Annotated in this window: 14 protein-coding genes and 1 pseudogene; 9 read left to right on the top strand and 6 right to left on the bottom strand. The window is 66.3% G+C overall.

Translation table 11 applies throughout. The features are described 5' to 3' along the window. Positions 1-23: 23 nt before the first annotated feature. The 3 genes from ACW172_RS14765 to ACW172_RS14755 are packed head-to-tail and all read left to right on the top strand — an operon-like array spanning position 24 to position 2,251. Entirely contained in the window at positions 24-1,499 is a 1,476-nt protein-coding gene (locus ACW172_RS14765; protein WP_492032192.1) for a hypothetical protein, read from the top strand. 30 nt (positions 1,500-1,529) lie between these two features. Continuing rightward, positions 1,530-1,790 (top strand): DUF7662 domain-containing protein, encoded by a 261-nt coding sequence (locus tag ACW172_RS14760; RefSeq protein ID WP_492032191.1) that lies wholly within the window; start codon positions 1,530-1,532, stop codon positions 1,788-1,790. Positions 1,791-1,849: 59 nt separating this feature from the next. Continuing rightward, positions 1,850-2,251, top strand: coding sequence for a helix-turn-helix transcriptional regulator (locus ACW172_RS14755; protein ID WP_492034988.1), 402 nt, complete (start codon positions 1,850-1,852; stop codon positions 2,249-2,251). Between the two features lie 208 nt (positions 2,252-2,459). On the opposite strand, the gene ACW172_RS14750 is transcribed toward ACW172_RS14755, so the two are convergent. Further along, positions 2,460-2,858, bottom strand: coding sequence for a nuclear transport factor 2 family protein (locus tag ACW172_RS14750; RefSeq protein ID WP_492032190.1), 399 nt, complete (start codon positions 2,856-2,858; stop codon positions 2,460-2,462). A gap of 80 nt (positions 2,859-2,938) precedes the next feature. Continuing rightward, a complete protein-coding gene (locus ACW172_RS14745) occupies positions 2,939-3,160 on the bottom strand; it encodes a LuxR C-terminal-related transcriptional regulator (protein ID WP_492034987.1) in 222 nt (73 codons plus the stop codon). A 420-nt stretch (positions 3,161-3,580) separates the two neighbouring features. On the opposite strand from ACW172_RS14745, the gene ACW172_RS14740 reads away from it, so the two are divergent. The 4 genes and pseudogenes from ACW172_RS14740 to ACW172_RS14725 form a co-directional block, all read left to right on the top strand. Continuing rightward, positions 3,581-4,180, top strand: coding sequence for an RNA polymerase sigma factor (locus tag ACW172_RS14740; protein WP_492032189.1), 600 nt, complete (start codon positions 3,581-3,583; stop codon positions 4,178-4,180). A 10-nt stretch (positions 4,181-4,190) separates the two neighbouring features. Beyond that, entirely contained in the window at positions 4,191-5,186 is a 996-nt protein-coding gene (locus tag ACW172_RS14735; RefSeq protein ID WP_492032188.1) for a FecR family protein, read from the top strand. 72 nt (positions 5,187-5,258) lie between these two features. Further along, complete coding sequence (locus ACW172_RS14730; protein ID WP_492032187.1) at positions 5,259-8,213, top strand: TonB-dependent receptor; 2,955 nt, start codon at positions 5,259-5,261, stop codon at positions 8,211-8,213. Continuing rightward, a pseudogene (locus ACW172_RS14725) lies at positions 8,213-10,549 on the top strand (S9 family peptidase); the annotation flags it as partial. The gene ACW172_RS14730 and the pseudogene ACW172_RS14725, both read left to right, overlap by 1 nt. A gap of 24 nt (positions 10,550-10,573) precedes the next feature. Here ACW172_RS14725 and ACW172_RS14720 read toward each other — a convergent pair. From ACW172_RS14720 to ACW172_RS14705, 4 genes are all read right to left on the bottom strand, one after another. Continuing rightward, on the bottom strand, positions 10,574-12,334 hold the full coding sequence (locus ACW172_RS14720) for an asparagine synthase-related protein (protein WP_492032186.1): 1,761 nt from the start codon (positions 12,332-12,334) through the stop codon (positions 10,574-10,576). Then, the gene (locus ACW172_RS14715; RefSeq protein ID WP_492032185.1) at positions 12,331-12,963 is read right to left on the bottom strand and encodes a lasso peptide biosynthesis B2 protein; all 633 of its coding nucleotides are present in this window, start codon (positions 12,961-12,963) and stop codon (positions 12,331-12,333) included. The genes ACW172_RS14720 and ACW172_RS14715 overlap by 4 nt, the downstream gene beginning before the upstream one ends. Before the next feature lie 284 nt (positions 12,964-13,247). Continuing rightward, positions 13,248-13,490 (bottom strand): hypothetical protein, encoded by a 243-nt coding sequence (locus tag ACW172_RS14710; protein ID WP_492032184.1) that lies wholly within the window; start codon positions 13,488-13,490, stop codon positions 13,248-13,250. An 88-nt stretch (positions 13,491-13,578) separates the two neighbouring features. Further along, positions 13,579-14,175: a GntR family transcriptional regulator gene (locus ACW172_RS14705; RefSeq protein WP_492032183.1), complete on the bottom strand. Its 597-nt coding sequence runs from the start codon at positions 14,173-14,175 to the stop codon at positions 13,579-13,581. Positions 14,176-14,485: 310 nt separating this feature from the next. Here ACW172_RS14705 and ACW172_RS14700 point away from each other — a divergent pair, with 310 nt between their 5' ends. Then, entirely contained in the window at positions 14,486-14,968 is a 483-nt protein-coding gene (locus ACW172_RS14700) for a helix-turn-helix domain-containing protein (protein WP_492032182.1), read from the top strand. Positions 14,969-15,051: 83 nt separating this feature from the next. Further along, positions 15,052-15,321: a LuxR C-terminal-related transcriptional regulator gene (locus ACW172_RS14695; RefSeq protein WP_492032181.1), complete on the top strand. Its 270-nt coding sequence runs from the start codon at positions 15,052-15,054 to the stop codon at positions 15,319-15,321. Positions 15,322-15,373 lie beyond the last annotated feature (52 nt).

Raw genomic sequence — 15,373 nt, 5'->3', positions numbered from 1 at the left:
AATGCCTCTAACCGGGGGCGTCCGTGCCGGCGCGTAAGACTGTGGCTTCGGCGACGCCTCGTCCCATCAGTGACGCCGCCGTATTCTGGGCAGAGGTGACCTCACGGGGCGGCCTCAACCCGCGCCGCCGCAACGGCGAGGCGGGCTTCGACGGCGGGTTTGAAGCGACTGTCCGAATGATGCTCGGCATCGCCGAAGGCCGTCCGATCGCCGCAGCGATAAAGAAGGACAAGGTGACGCTTGAAGCGACCGTTCAAGCGGTGCTCGCGGCTGCGGCGCCCTGGTCGAGGATGACCGCAGCGTCCCTCAAAACGCCCGCTGAGCTCGAAGCGATCGGGGCGCGGCTCCTCGCCGTCGTGTCGAAGGCCGGCCCAGGGGAAGCGGTCTCGACCTTGCGACAACAGGCGCTCGACATATTCGACCTGCCGTTGTGGGAGCGGCGTCACGAACTCTATTCCGTCTGGATGGCCGCGGTCATCACCGGCGCCAGCAAAGATCCCCTTCAGTGGGTTCTCACGAGCGGTGCCCTTGATTTCTCCTTCGGCTCTTCGCGACTCGCCCGCTTCACGCCCGAGAGTCCGTACGGCCCGCGCGGCGAGACCGTCCTCTGGTCGGAACTGAGGCACCCGCTGAAGAGCCCGATGGGCGCATCGCGCAAGAACGGGGTCCAGCCGGACTACAGCGTGGTCGCCCATGGCTCCGGAACGACGCCTGTCGGGCTTGTGGTGGAATGCAAACAGTATTGGAAAGCCTCGAAGCGGAACTTCCGCGCCGCGCTGATCGACTACGCCCGCGCCCATCCAGACGCCGCGGTTTTGCTCGCCAACTACGGAGCCACACCGGCATCGATCACCGCCGAGCTCGAACTTGATAACCCTTCACAGCACGTGAAAGCGTTCGGAGACGTTCATCCGTTCGGCACGGGTCTCGCTCTCTTCATCGAGGCGGTCAAAGCCGGTCTCGAAACGACCGCCGACCGCGCCAAGACATTGACAGCGCATGAGACCAGGGTCGCGCAAGCCGCTGCGGATGCCGACGTTGCTGAAGCCGGGCTTAGAGCGCGAAGCGCCTGGTTCGCTTCCATCATTGCCGAGGTCGAGGTTCAACTCAGCTGGGCATCGGGCGGCGATCTCGACCTTTGGGCTGTTCCCGTCGAAGCCGATGAGGCGCGCGCTGTCAGTTTTTCCGCCACGGGCAGTCCCGACTGGCCCCCCTATGCGATACTCGACCACGACGACCGTCTCGCGCCGGGTCGGGAAACAATCAAGATCTGCAGCTGGAATGACGATTGGCTGATCAAGGTCCACCGGCATTCCGGGTCTTGGCCCGATGATGCGGCGAAGGTCGAGGTCAGGATCGGTCAAGCAACCAAAACCTATATGCGCCACCTCACAGACACGGACGAACGTTGGTGGTTCGTCTGCCGAATTGATAGCGGGTCGAAATCGATTGTCGATCTCGACAGTATGGCGCCATCCGGTTTTACCGCCCCGCCTTGATGGGCGCCCTCCTCCGATCTACCGTCGGGAATGGGCAAGTACGATCCACTGACCGCCTATCTTTCGCGACACGCCTCATCTGAGGTCGAGCTGACCTTCCGTGAGATCGAGCGTCTCGTCCGCGGCATCCTGCCCAAGGCCGCCATGAGCGCCGATTGGTGGGATGTGGACACGGATCCTGCGGACGCTCCCCAGAAACGAGCCATCACCGCCGCCGGGTTTCGGCCCGATGTTTCGCTCAAGGGGGAGCGCGTTCGTTTCCGATCCCGTGACTCTGGCGCAGCGACCTGACGACCGGCGGTGGCTTGAGGGTCAGATCCGCATTCGTATCGTAGCCTCCGCTTGCCCGCCTGCGAGCCCTGCCGGATCAAGGCGCCGAAGCGGTTTCGAGGTCCGGTCTGGCGGTATGGCAGACCCGACGGGTCGTCGCCTATATCGACGCCACCCTGGACCGCCCGATCCGCGTCGATGACCTCGCCGACCTGCTACGGCTCAGCCGGTCGTATTTCTCACGCGCGTTCAAGGCCAGCCTCGGGACCTCGCCGCACAAGTTCATCGTCGCCCGCCGGGTGGCCAGCGCCATGCAGGCGATGACCGCCACCGAGACGCCCTTGAGCGAGATCGCCCTGATATGCGGCTTCAGCGATCAGGCCCTTCTGTCGCGCGTCTTTCGTGAAGCTGCCGGCGCCTCACCGCATGCGTGGCGACAGAGCGCTCTGGATCGTGAGGCGTGCACCCGCCCTGCGTACTGAACAGGGCGATCCGGACACTTCGCCGGCGTGCGCGGTCTTGGATTCTCTTGCGGTCTTGATACGATGACAGTCGGCGGGCCTCGACCGGATAGCCTTGGATCTTGAGCCAGGGGACGCGTTGCGTCGGTGGCGATCACCGGTGAAGAGGTCGTGCTTCGCACAGAAGTTCCCGGCCCGCCCCCTCCCCTCCTGCTTAATCCCTACGCCGTCACCAGCGCGCGGCACCGAGCCGGCGCCACCGATCCATCTCTGCTTGCGGAACCTCCGCCAGATCGGCGTGATCGCGCCAATGGGTGATGAGCTTCTGGCGGACTTCAAAAATCGTAATGGCCCTCACGGGCATCGGGTCGCTTCCGCGTTTGCCGAGCAGGTAGACGCTGTCGGCGATGACCATGTCGTCTTCTGCGACCGCCTTTAGAATATGAAGCTCGAACAGCGCATACGACTGGAAGAGGCGACGCCAGAATGCCAGAAGGGCCGCGCGTCCCACCACGGTGCCGGCGACATCAAACCGGGCCTGGACACTCTCCGAGAGATAAGGCGCCAGTCTTCTGGCGTCGCGCGAGGCGATCTCACCGGCGAAGGTTTGGACGAGGTCTCTGGGCATGCGCACTATGATCACCGTTCAGTTGGCGATCATGAACCGATTCCCGGACGATTATCCCGCACTGCGTGTGCAAGAGCCACCTAATCGGGATCGATGATTCCGGTCCGGACGGCCAGGGCGACGGCCTCGATGCGCGTCCGAACGCGAAGCTTGGCGCAGACCTTCTCGATATAGCTGTCAACGGTCCGGGGCGACAGGCCCAGGATGCTACCGATATCGCTCGAACTCTTTCCGCGGCTGACCCAAACCACGCATTCGAGTTCTCGCGGGCTCAACAAGGGGCCTTGTGATCGGAAATGCATTTGAGGGTCTGAGGGCATGAAATTCCTCGTCTTTGAGGCGGGATATTCGGATGGAGCCACCGGCGCTTCAATGCAGGCTCCTTGCGGAACCTCCGCAACTTTCTTGCGGACACCCGGCCGCAGGCCGGGTGCTGACCGCCACGGCAACGCTCCAGGGGGCCGCTTGCCCTCGACACTGTCGGCGCCTAAACGGTGACGCGTCGGGCGCCGTCAGATAGGGGCGGAACTTGAGCCGGGGCCTGCCCATGGCGGAGGCGGCGTTTCACCCTGAAGTAGCGGGCCTCTTCGCAGAGGATTCCTCGCCCGACCCCTCCGCCTTGCGCCCGGACTCGGTTTGATTCATGCTTGGGGGTCGGCGCTCGCGTCGATAGGGGCCGGGAATCCCCTGTGCGAAGCTCAACCTTTACGGCCGCGCCTCTGATGCGCGGCGTCCGTCCGCAATCGACCGCGGCGCGCGCTTGCGCGCGCCCGATCCGTCGCGGGCGCGCTCTCGGATTCCTGCCGCCTGAAAACCGGCTGGAGGTCGCGTTGAGCGATGTGAAGGAGTTGAATCCGGGCGCGGCGGCGAGTCTGAACGGGCTCTACCGCCGCTATTCGGTCTGGCTGGGCAAACGGCTCAGCGGACGGGTCGGCGCCGACGAGGCCGCGGACGTGGTCCAGGAGACCTATCTCCGCATCACCCCCTATCTGCTCGACGACATCCGCCATCCCAAAGCGTTGCTGCTCAGAGTCGCCCTGAACCTCGTGCGCGACGAAAGACGGCGCCTGGCGCTGCGGGAGCGGGCGCTGCAGGGCTCAACGCCGGTTGCCGGCACAGCGGCGGAAGCGCCGGTTGATCGCCTTCACCTCAAGCAAATCCTCCTGACCATGCCGCCGCTCTACAGGGACGTCTTCGTCCTGAGCCGGTTTGACGGTATGACGTACGGCGAGATCGCTCTGGCGCACGGGATCAGCTTGGCTACGGTGGAGCGGCGGATGGCCAAGGCTGTCGCGCACTGCATGGCGCAACTGGACGTCTAAGGCACGCACGATGACTGCGGATACAGACCTGGACCTGAGACGGCGCGAAGCCGCGTCATGGTTCGCCACGCTCAATCAGAAGCGCGTGGCGGCCGCCGATGTCACGGCCTTCAGCCAGTGGCGGCGCAATCCCGAGAACGCGGAGGCCTACGCCCGGATCGAGTCGATGTGGGAAGCGGCCGGAACCCTCAAAGGCGACGCTGACATCGCCGCGCTGACCGAAGGCGCGCGGGCACGGGCGGACGTTTCGCGACGGGCGCGCTCCCGCCTCTCCAAGGCGTTTCTCCCGATCGGCGCTGTGGCGACCGCCCTGGCCCTGGCCGTCGGCGTGACGTTCTGGATGGCGCGGGACGAAAGCTATGAGACCGGCCTGGGTGAACGGCGAATGGTCGTCCTGGCGGATGGTTCGCGGGTCACGCTCGACACGGACTCGCGCATCAGGGTCAGCCTCACAGGCCATCGCCGCGCCGTTGAGCTGGCCGCCGGCCAGGCGTTCTTCGAGGTGAAGGGCGACCGAACCCGTCCGTTCGTCGTCAGCGCGGGCGGCACCGACGTCACCGCCGTCGGCACACGATTTGACGTGCGACGCTCGGGAGGCGGCGCGCAGGTGACCCTCGTAGAGGGCAAGGTCGATGTTCGGGACCGATCGTCGCCGTCGCCCCGCTGGTCGCTGACGCCGGGCCAACAGATCGTCACCACAGAACGGCGACCGGAAGTGCGGGCGGTGGACGCCGGATCTGAAACCAGCTGGACGACCGGACGTTTGATCTTCGCGGGAGACACCGTCCAGGCGGCGGTGTCGGAAGTCAACCGGTACAGCCGCGTCAAGGTCGTCCTGCAAGCCCCGGGGATATCCGACATCGCCGTCAGCGGCGCATTCAATACGGGCGATGTGGAGGGCTTCGTTTCGGCGCTCACCCAACTCTACCCCGTCGTCGCCGAGCGCACGCCGGCCGGCGAGATCGTCGTTCGTGACGCTCCTGCGAATAATCCGGCGGTGCCCTGAGGGGTTTTGCCGCGCCCCTTCGTCTCTTCCCCGACCCGCGTCTGTGCGGATATCCATTTCGGGGGAGTATTTATGCGTTTCGGTCTCTGTTCGACTGCGCTCGGCGCGCTCGCACTTGTCGCGGCGACGCCCGTCCTGGCGCAGTCGCAAGCGCCCTCTGTCCAGTTCCGGGTCCCGGCCGGTCCGCTCAACGCCGCCCTGCCGCTCTTCGCCGCCCAGAGCGGAGAACAGATCCTCTATTCCACCGATCTGGTGGCGGGGCGGCAATCGCCCGGCGTCAGCGGCGCGTTCACAACGGATCAGGCGCTGGCCGCCCTCCTGCGAGGCACCGGCCTGCGCGCGCGGCGCGCCAGTCCCAACACCCTCGTCGTCTTCGATCCTGACGCACGTGCGGAGATCACGGACGAGGCCACCGAGCTCGCCGAAGTCGTGGTCACCGGCAGCCTCATCCGGGGGGCGGGCGACGGCCCCTCGCCGGTCGTCACCGTCACCCGGGACGACATCGACCGCCAGGGACATGGCACGGTCGCCCAGGCGCTCGCCGCCCTGCCGCAGAACTTCGGGGGGACGGGCAATGATGCGGCGATGAGCAACGGCGGCGACCGGACCGGAGCCAACAGCTTTTACGCCTCGGGCGTGAACCTGCGCGGGCTGGGCAGCGATGCGACCCTCGTGCTGGTGAACGGGCGCCGCATGGCGGGGACGGGAAACAAGGGCGATTTCGCCGACGTCTCCACCATTCCGACCAGCGCCGTCGCCCGCATCGACGTGCTGCTCGACGGAGCCTCCGCCTTGTACGGCGCGGACGCGGTCGGCGGCGTGGTCAACATCATCCTCCGGGACGACTACGACGGCGCCGAGACGCGGGTCCGATATGGGGCCAACACAGACGGGGCCAGCGACGAATTCCAGATCGCGCAGACCTTCGGCCGCCGCTGGTCTTCGGGCTCGATCCTGGGCGTCTACGAATACAACGACCGCAGCCGCCTGGCGGCCTCCGAGCGGGACCGCGCGAGCGACGCGGACCTGCGGCGGTTCGGCGGCTCCGACCGCCGCCGCATCTTCAGCAATCCTGGTAATATCGTCGTCTTCAACGCCGCCGCGGGCGGATACGTGCCGACCTACGCCATCCCCCCGGGGCAGAACGGGGTCGGCCTGCGCCCCGGCGACTTTCTCGCGGGGCAGGCCAATCTCTATAATCACCGCGAGGGCTTGAACGTGATGCCGCGTCAAACGCGGCACAGCGCCTATCTGGTTCTCAATCAGGACCTCGGGGACAGGGTCTCTTTGAACGCCGATGTCCGCTATGGCCTGCGCGACTATGAAGCGGTGTCGCAGGGGTTTCCGACGACCTTCACCGTGACTTCAGCGAACCCATACTTCGTCTCCCCCACGGGGGCGAGCTCGCACATCATCGCCTATAATTTCGGCCCGGATCTCGGCAATCCGAAGATCAACGGGCGTGCTGAAAGTCTGGGCGTCTCGCTCGGAGCCAAGGTCGATCTGGTCGGCGGCTGGCGGCTGGATACCTATGCCGCCTATGCGCGGGAACATGGCGAGAGCCGCAACAGCAACCAGCTCAACTCCACCTCTCTGCGCGAGGCCCTGGGCGCCGTCGCCGATAATCCGGCGACGCCGTACAGCGCCACGCGCGACGGGTATTTCAACCCTTTCGCGGACGGCTCGAACAGTTCGTCGGCGGCCCTGGCTTTCATCGGGTCGGGCTGGTCTCGCGGCGAGGGCGAAACGACAGTTTCTTCCATCAACGCCCTGGCGGACGGAACGCTCTTCAACCTGCCCGCCGGGGAGGTCAAACTGGCTGTGGGCGCCGCCTTCCGCCGCGAGACGTTCGAGCGGCAGGACACAAGCTTCACCTCGGGCGTGACGCCGACGGTCGGCGCCCAGATCGCGTTCGACCGCGAGGTCGCATCCGCCTTCGCCGAGTTGCGCGTTCCCCTCTTCAGCGCGCTGAACCGGCGCGCGGGGTTCGAGCGGCTCGAGCTGTCGCTCGCCGGCCGGTTCGAGGACTATTCGGACGCCGGCCAGACGACCAGCCCGAAGGTGGGCGTCCTGTGGCAGCCCTATTCCGAGCTGGTGCTGCGCGCCAACTACGGCGAGTCCTTCCGCGCTCCGGCGCTGCGCGAGTTGCATGAAGCCGCCGACCAGAGCCCGACCTTCCTGACGCGCGGATCCCAGCAGGTTCTCGCGGAAATCCTGTACGGCGGAAATCCAAATCTGGAGCCGGAGCAGGCCAAAAGCTGGACGGTCGGCGGAGACTATCGACCGGCGGCCATTCCGGGGCTGCGGGTCGGCGTCAATCTGTTCAGAATCGAGTTCGACAACCAGATCGGTCAGCCGGCCTTCACCGCTCTCACCACTGCGCTCACCAATCCCGCCCTGTCGGCCTTTGTCCGCATCATCGATCCGGTCAACAATGGCCAGGACCGGGCTGACATGCAGGCGCTGCTGGACCTTCCGACGACGGCTCTGGCAGACCTGTTTCCCGCCGAGGCCTATGGGGCCATCGTCGATGCGCGGTTCGTGAACACCTCGAGCGTCCTGCTCGAGGGGATCGACGCCAATCTCGACTACGGCTTCGACATCGGCGACCACGCGTTCGACCTCGACGCCAACCTGACCTATCTCGACCGCTTCGATACCCGGGCCACCCCCACCGCCCCCGTTCAGTCCGGCATCAACAGTCCGAACCTGCCCGTCGATCTGCGCGGGCGAGCCTCTGTGAACTGGACCCGTCTCGAATGGGGCGCCTCCGCAGCGGTCAACTATGTGGACGGCTATCCGGACGCCGCAGGCCGCCCCATCGGCTCCTGGACGACGGCGGACGTCCAGGTCCGCTACACGCCCACTCGCGGCCCCCTCGGCGGAACGGCGGTGACCCTCAACATCCAGAACCTCCTGGATCGCGACCCGCCCTTCTATGACTCGCCTGAAGGCGTCGCCTTTGACGCCGCCAACACCAATGTCCTTGGCCGCTTCGTTTCCGTCCAGCTGACCCGGAGCTGGTGATGAAGTTTACTTTCGGCCTCGTGGCCGCGGCGACCCTTCTGGTCGCCGCGAGCCCTTCCCCGTGTCAAACGACGTCCCACCCCGAGACCCTTCGACCGTTTACCCTGGACGACCTGCTCACACAGGAGGCCGTCGGCAACGTCCGCATCTCACCGGACAGCCGATGGGTCGTTCTGGAACGACAGGCGCCGTGGAACACGGCCAGCACCTACAGGTACGACTACTTCACCGAGACCTTGCTGAGCCGGCTAGAGGTCTTTTCCGCCACGGACGGCGCCCTGACCCATACGCTGGAGGATCCGGGCCACGCTTCGGGCTTCGCCTCAGGCCCCTTCTCCCCCGGCGGCGCGCAGATGGTCGTCTACCGGCTGTCGGAAGCGGGCTGGAGCATGGGCGTCATGACGCTTGCGACGGGCGCTGTGCGGTGGCTGGATCTTTCCCCTGAACTGGCGCGCTTCGGCGAAACCGTAGTCTGGCGTTCGCAAACGGAGCTTGTTGTCGTCGCCCGGCGGAACGGGGTCCTGCCTTACATCATCGGCGTCTACGCCCAGTCGGTTGTAAAGCAGACCGACCTCTGGCGGCGCGCAGAGAGCGGACATTCGCCCTCGGCGATCTCCTTGCCCAGCGGCGCGGCCCGCGACACGCGCGACAAGGGCACGCCGCTCCAGATGCTGCAGGTCGATCTTGCGACCGGCCGCGAGACCCTCCTCCTCGAAGGCCCGATCATCGACGTCTCGCTCTCGCCGGACGGGCGCTCAGCGGCGGCGCTGCTCGACGGCGCGGACATCCAGTACGGGCTGGACACGGTCATGTTCACCGGCACGCCGAAGCGCGTGCGGCGTCTCATCCTGGTCGACCTTGAAACGGGCGCGACCGCGGAGCCCCTGCCCGATCAGGATTTCACATCGCACCTGCTGTCCTGGTCCCCGCGCTCGGACCGCCTGATCGCCTTCTCCAGACAGACGGGTGGACGTTTCGAGGCGGGTCAGTTCTGGCTTCTCGGTCGGGACGGGTCCGCGAACGCCGTCGATCTGGGCGACGCCACACCGTGGATCGACGGCGACAGCCAGACCATTCCCATCGCGCGGGCCAGCTGGGATTCCGATCGCCCGGTCTTTCAGGTTCGAACGGCTGACAGATCCAAGGGATGGCTCACGACAGATCGAAACGGCCGCCAAAGGATCGTGCCGCAGGTCGAGGATGGCGAAGCCCTCGCCCGCTTTCGCGGCGGCGCCTTCATCGCCCGCAGCAGTGGTCTGACGCCCTTCCCGTCCGCCTCCTCGTCCGCAACCGTGCAGGGAAGGCTCATCGACGCCGGGACGTCTGGTGATCTCGGCGCGCGGGCGACCCGAAATCCGAACCCGGATCAACTCGGCGAGGAGGTTTTGCTCGACGCGGCGGGTTGCCTGCGGCGCGTAGACGGCCCGGCGCGCTGCTTCGGCCCCCTCTCGGCAGGCGAGACCGCAACAGCGGCAAGCCCGGACGCGACCTTCCTCGTGACGCGCTTGCGCTCTTCGGGGGGAGCGACCCGGGTGCGGCTGCGAACCCTAGCGGGATCGATCGCACTGGCGTCCGTCAATGACGATCTCGATCGCCGGGACTGGGGCCGTGTCGTCCAGGTCGATCATCCGGGCCCGGCGGGGCAGCCCCTGAGCAGCTGGCTGTTGCTTCCCGCCGCGCCGACGTCCGGACCGCCGCCGGTCGTTGTGATCGCCTACCCCGGTGCGACCTTCGCGGCTCCGCCCTCGCGCCTGTTGCCGGGCTCCCTGAACCTGCACATAAATCCGGCCATCCTCTCTGCCGCAGGTTATGCCGTTCTGATGCCGAGCCTGCCTGAGCGGGCCTCTCCGTCCACGGATCTGGACGACCTCGGCGCACAGTTGCTGGCAATCGTAGAGACGGCTTGCGCCGAGGGCCGATGCGACACGCGGCGGGCGGCCCTGATCGGGCACAGTTTCGGTGGTTACGGCGCTCTTCGGGCAGCGACACAGACCGATGGCTTCAAGGCGATCATCGCCTCCAACGGCTATGCGGATCTCAGTGAGGCCTATGAGCCGCGGCTCTATTCAACCTTGAGCGGAGAGGCGGGCGTCTCCATCCAGAGCGGCTGGCTCGAAGGCGGCCAGGGCGGCCTCGGGGCGCCCCTGGGGACGGACCCGCAGCGCTACATCGCTCGCAGCCCGCTCTATGCGGTCGATCGTATCCATACCCCAACCCTGCTCATCCAGAGCGACTTCGACGGCTCCCGCTTCGACGCGATCTTCGGCGCGCTTTATCGGCTGAACCGCGAAGCGGAACTGGTCACCTACCTCGGCGAGAGCCATGAGTTCGTTAGCCCCGCCAATATCAGGGACCTGCACCTACGCATTCTCGATTGGCTCAGCCGCTACCTTGGCCCGCCGCACCCGACCGATACGCGCCTCCCAAGTCCGCGCCCAGACTTCCAGCGCGCCCAGGATCAGGAACCGGTTGGTGGCAGGATCCCAGATTAGGCGCGCGTCGGAGAGGGCCTGATCATATCCACTGGTGTCGATCAGGCCCTTTTGCGCGAGCCGCCCGCCCACGAGCAGCTCTTTCAGAACGGCCACACTCTGGCGCACCACCAGGGCGTAGAAGCGACTGAGGTCGCCCTTGTCCCGCCGCTCGGAGAGGGCCGGCGGCAGCCTGTCCTGAAAGGCGAGTCTTGCCAGCCCTCGATCTCTCGCCCCGAGGGTGAGCCGGTCGGTGGGGATAGCGAGGCAATGTTCCATCACCGGCTGCGTCAGAAGCGGGTGCAGGAGCGTCGCCGAACGGGCGCGCAGACAGTCGCTCCAGTAGGTCTGGCAGTTGGCGAGTTGCAAAACCTGCCGAGCCTTGGCCGGCGGCAGCCCCTCTACCCCGTCCAGCCATCGATGTCGTCGCGTGGTCGCAGGCGGGCGCGGTTTGGGAAAGAGACTGTGTCTGGCGATGGTCCAGGCCGAATGCCGGGTCCAGCGCGCCACGGCCGCCAGATAGGACGGGTCCAGGCCCCTGGCGCCCTCGCGTTGCAGGCGGTCCGCCACGACGAGGGGGTCGGGCGACTGGAAGAAGACGGCGTCGCCGCCCTGTCCGGTGAGCAGGCCGGTCGCGCGGGCCTTGCGCGCCCGACCGGCCATGTCGGCGTCGTAGACCATGTCGATCCCATGGAGCGCGGGGCGCACGCCCTGGCCAAGCGGATCAAACTGTCGGCGGTTGAGGGGCGCGATCGGCTTGTGGACCTCCTCCAGATGCACGCCGAGCCGATCCGCCGCCGCGCGAGCAAAGGCCCGTTCATCCCCCTCCGGCTGGTCATCGAAATAATTCACGAACCGCGATTTCGTCCCCTGCCCTCCCTCGACGAGGCTGGCTGCGACGATCGCAGAGTCCAGACCTCCCGAGATCTCGGTGACGAGGCGCTCCTGTCCGTCCACGAGCGCCGCAACGGTGTGATCGACAACCTCCACCAGGCTCTCCGGTCGATCATCCCAGTCGCCGGCGGTCGCTGCGAAGCGCGTCGGCGTCCAGATCGCTTCCTGGGTCACCACCTCACCGATCCGTGCGAGGCTCCCCGGCGCTATGGCGTGCAACCCGGTCAGGGCAAGCCGGTCAGAGGCCAGATTCACCGCGGCGGCGATTTCGCCCAGGACGGGCCAGTCGATCTCCAGCTCGTCCGGCAGGACCGCATTCAGGGCCTCGGGCGGCTGGCTGGTCGCGACAGAGACCGATTGCCGCCGCCAGCAGATGCAGTCGAGGGCGCCGCTCGGATCGCGAAGAAGACGCAGATCACCGTCGTCGCCCCGCCACAAAAGGACGTAGCGCCCCCAGCCCTGCGACACGACCGCGTGCGCCAGGGCGCGGTCGGAGCGATGAAGCGCGACCAGGTTCGACAGGAAGGCGCCGTCGCCTCGCCAGTCTCCGATCAGGATGTGACGCCGATGAACCTGGATCGCCTTGAGCGGAGACTCCGGTCCGAGGAAGACGGCCAGACCGTCGAACTCGAGAGCCTTTCGCCAACCGGCGTCGAGAAGCCTTCGAGCCGCGTCGACGACGGGGCCGGCGCCGGAGGGAGGGCCGCCTTGATCAATGACGACGTAGCCCCGAAGGTCGGGCGTGGGAATGGTCATCGGCAGTAGATCGGCGTGTAGGCGGCGAGCCGCTCGATGTCGTCGTTAAGGCAGAGATCATCGACCTGAACCCAGCAGTGCGCCGAAAAGGGCCACAGGCGGACGCCGAAGACCCAGTCCGCCGACAGGCCGGCGCGTCGGAGGTAGCTCATCAGCATGGCCGACCGTACGAGACATTCGCCCTCCAGGGGCAGCCATGGCCCCATGCGCCAGAAGGCTCTGGCCGCGTCCACGATCGCCGATGGATCTGCCGCTGTATCGGGGGGCGGCGCGATGGCGAGGATCGGATATAGCCCGGTCCCCCGAAGCGCACGCCGGACATCGCGTACGGCCTCCACGCCCCTGAAAAATTCGCCGAGTGTAACGCGCGGCGGCGTATCGTGGATGACGGTCCTGCCCGGCAATGCAGGGGGCGTCCGCGTCGGCCGGCCCGGGCGATCCGCGCCGAGACCTGCTTCGGTGATCGCGATCGCACTTGGCCCGGAGAGATGCAGGACGCCGCCGTCTCCGACGGACACGTCGGACGCGGCGGCCGCAAGACAGAGATAGGCGTCGGCGTCGAGGTCGATCAGGGCGAGGTCACCGCCCACCATGGCGGCATGCACGCCATCCCTGAGGAAGGACTTCATTCTACAGACCCCGAACGGTTGCCGCGCCCGGACGCCGGACGGCAAGGCGCACAAATGACCTCCGGGTCCGGGCGGGCCCCAGACCTGCTCACGAGGCAGGCCCCCTCAGGGTGGTCGACAGGATGTAGAAGAAGGGTGGGATCAGCTCCGCCCTGTCTCCGAAATCGCATGCGCGGGTCGTCTGCCGGACTGAACCGCAAACGATGACGCGTGTCAGAATGGTTTTCATGGAGGTCTCCATGAGCGAACGGAGCCACCGGCGACGCCGACGGCTCCGCAGCCGCTCAGCCGAGGCGGACTTCCGCCGTGGTGTAACGGAGCTCGGGCACGAGTTCGGCCCGCTTGCCTTCCTCGACCGCCCTGGTTTCTTCCCGGGCCGAGCCGAGACGGGTGACCTCCGCCCCGACGCCGGCCTTGGTGTAGAACTGGCCGCCGATGAGCTCCATGTGCGTCCCACTGGAATCCGCACGGGTTTCGCGCCGGGCGGAGCCCAGGGCGATCAGGCTCGAGCTTGTCTTGTTCAGCATGACTTACCTCCTTCACCCGGCCGGAATGGCCGGTAGAAGCACAAGGCGATCCGGCCCGCGTATTTTCAAACTATATTTGAAATATACTTCATGCCGATTGCCGCATCACTTTTTCAAGCGAGGTGGAGAGCGCGATCCGGCCTTCATGATACTCGTCGATCGCCTCCGCCAACTCCGCAGCCCGGCCGTCGGTGCGGAGACGTTCAATTTCGAGCGCGATCTTCAATCCCGTGGCCTGCAGGAGCGCTTCAATCCTGCGGATCGGTCTGAGTTGCGCGGAAACGCGGCGAAAGGCTTCGAAGACTGCGCCGTTTCCGCCCTGCCTGGCGAGTTGGTCGAACACGCCTTCGATCCGCAGGACCTCATCCGCCGCCGGCATGACAGGCGGCGCCTCGGTAGAGACGCCCTCAGCGGAGGACCAGCGCAGGAACTGGCGATGAAGTTCATAAAGCCCAACAATATCAGCGGCTGTCGGGCTGGGCGCGAAATAGCCGCGTCCCGGCCGATGTTCGATTATGCCCTCCCCGGCGAGATGGGCGAGCGCTTCGCGAACCGGCGTCGGGCTCAAACCCAGCTCACTGGCGAGGCTGGTGGCGACAAGCGGGTGCCCCCAGCCGAAACGCCCCGCTGCGGCGTAACCGGCCAGGGCGGTGTGGGCGACGGCGAACTGGTCCCTTTCGCGCATCACAGGCCACCGGCCTGCGCAAGGGCCGGCGCCGCGGCAAGAGACGACGCGGCAAGAGACGACGCGGCAAGAGACGACGCGGCAAGAGACGACGCGGCGCGATCATTTCGCTGAGAGGGCGGATGAGTAGCTGAGAGCCGGATATCAGATTTCATACACGAACCGCATGTTCTTTGCGCACTTTCCGCAAGACTTGGGACACCGTGAGCTTCCCGTCTTTCATTTGATGCTCAACTGCCCCATTTTTCAACCACCGGGAGTACGGCGTCGAGAATCGCGTTGACCTCCACAACCCGAGGCAACCGAGCTGATGGAAAGCGATCGTCCCCGATCCCAGAACGAAATTCTCGCTGCGGCCCTGAGGTTGATCCGCCTGCACAGGCGAATGAAGCCGGCCGATGTCGCGGAAGCGATGGGTATGGCCAAGCGGTCTTACGAGCACTTCGAGGCGGGGAACGGAAAGATCAATCTCGAGCGCATCCACCGCTTCGCGGAGGCCACCGACAGCGATCCGTATGCGATCATTGACTGCATGGCGCTGGGGTCGCCGGAGTTCGCCGTCCGCTGCGCGGACAACAAGGCCATGCTCGCGTTGCGCGTCGTCACCCAGGAGTTCGACGAGGAGGTCGGCGACGCGATCATGGAGCTCGATACGCGATCGATCATCAACGCCTTCACGAGGACACTGAAGGATCTCGGCATGCAGGCCGTGAGACGCGATGACGCGGCGCAGGCCTGGCTCGAGGAGCGGATCGGTCGACTCGTCAAACCGTCGGCGGATGAGGACGGTTAGGCGAGAGCGATCTCACACCGTAGATTTCCTGCGTGAACCTTGCGGACTTGCCGCAAACGCCGATCCGGGTCTGGCTTGAGTCCATGTCCCAGTCGCTTTCTCCTCCCCGCAATCCCCTGCAGCTGACCGTCGCGTCAGAGCTTTCCGATCGACAGTCGGACTGCCTGAAGCTCGCGGCCGAAGGCCTCTCCTCCCGGCAGATAGGTGAGCGCCTCAATCTGTCCGCCCGGACTGTGGACGATCACATCCTTCTCGGCTGCCGCACGCTCGGCGTCAGAACCAGGGTGCAGGCCGTGGCCGTGCTCATGCGCGACGATCGCCGGGAGGCGGAGCCGAGGTCCTTCGCCCCGTAGATCGCCGGTGGCGCCCTGACGGATCGAAACCGCGTCCGGGATGCGGTCTCCT

It is taken from the genome of Brevundimonas sp. ALps5 (assembly GCF_058681645.1).
This window is presented reverse-complemented; position numbering and strand designations above follow the sequence as displayed.

What these genes read in the sequence shown, in the direction of transcription:
- ACW172_RS14760 (WP_492032191.1), top strand. Translation starts at nt 1,530, where the DNA reads ATGGGCAAGTACGATCCACTGACCGCCTATCTTTCGCGACACGCCTCA.
- ACW172_RS14750 (WP_492032190.1), bottom strand. Translation starts at nt 2,858, where the DNA reads ATGCCCAGAGACCTCGTCCAAACCTTCGCCGGTGAGATCGCCTCGCGC.
- ACW172_RS14745 (WP_492034987.1), bottom strand. Translation starts at nt 3,160, where the DNA reads ATGCATTTCCGATCACAAGGCCCCTTGTTGAGCCCGCGAGAACTCGAA.
- ACW172_RS14740 (WP_492032189.1), top strand. Translation starts at nt 3,581, where the DNA reads ATGCGCGGCGTCCGTCCGCAATCGACCGCGGCGCGCGCTTGCGCGCGC.
- ACW172_RS14735 (WP_492032188.1), top strand. Translation starts at nt 4,191, where the DNA reads ATGACTGCGGATACAGACCTGGACCTGAGACGGCGCGAAGCCGCGTCA.
- ACW172_RS14730 (WP_492032187.1), top strand. Translation starts at nt 5,259, where the DNA reads ATGCGTTTCGGTCTCTGTTCGACTGCGCTCGGCGCGCTCGCACTTGTC.
- ACW172_RS14720 (WP_492032186.1), bottom strand. Translation starts at nt 12,334, where the DNA reads ATGACCATTCCCACGCCCGACCTTCGGGGCTACGTCGTCATTGATCAA.
- ACW172_RS14715 (WP_492032185.1), bottom strand. Translation starts at nt 12,963, where the DNA reads ATGAAGTCCTTCCTCAGGGATGGCGTGCATGCCGCCATGGTGGGCGGT.
- ACW172_RS14710 (WP_492032184.1), bottom strand. Translation starts at nt 13,490, where the DNA reads ATGCTGAACAAGACAAGCTCGAGCCTGATCGCCCTGGGCTCCGCCCGG.
- ACW172_RS14705 (WP_492032183.1), bottom strand. Translation starts at nt 14,175, where the DNA reads ATGCGCGAAAGGGACCAGTTCGCCGTCGCCCACACCGCCCTGGCCGGT.
- ACW172_RS14700 (WP_492032182.1), top strand. Translation starts at nt 14,486, where the DNA reads ATGGAAAGCGATCGTCCCCGATCCCAGAACGAAATTCTCGCTGCGGCC.
- ACW172_RS14695 (WP_492032181.1), top strand. Translation starts at nt 15,052, where the DNA reads ATGTCCCAGTCGCTTTCTCCTCCCCGCAATCCCCTGCAGCTGACCGTC.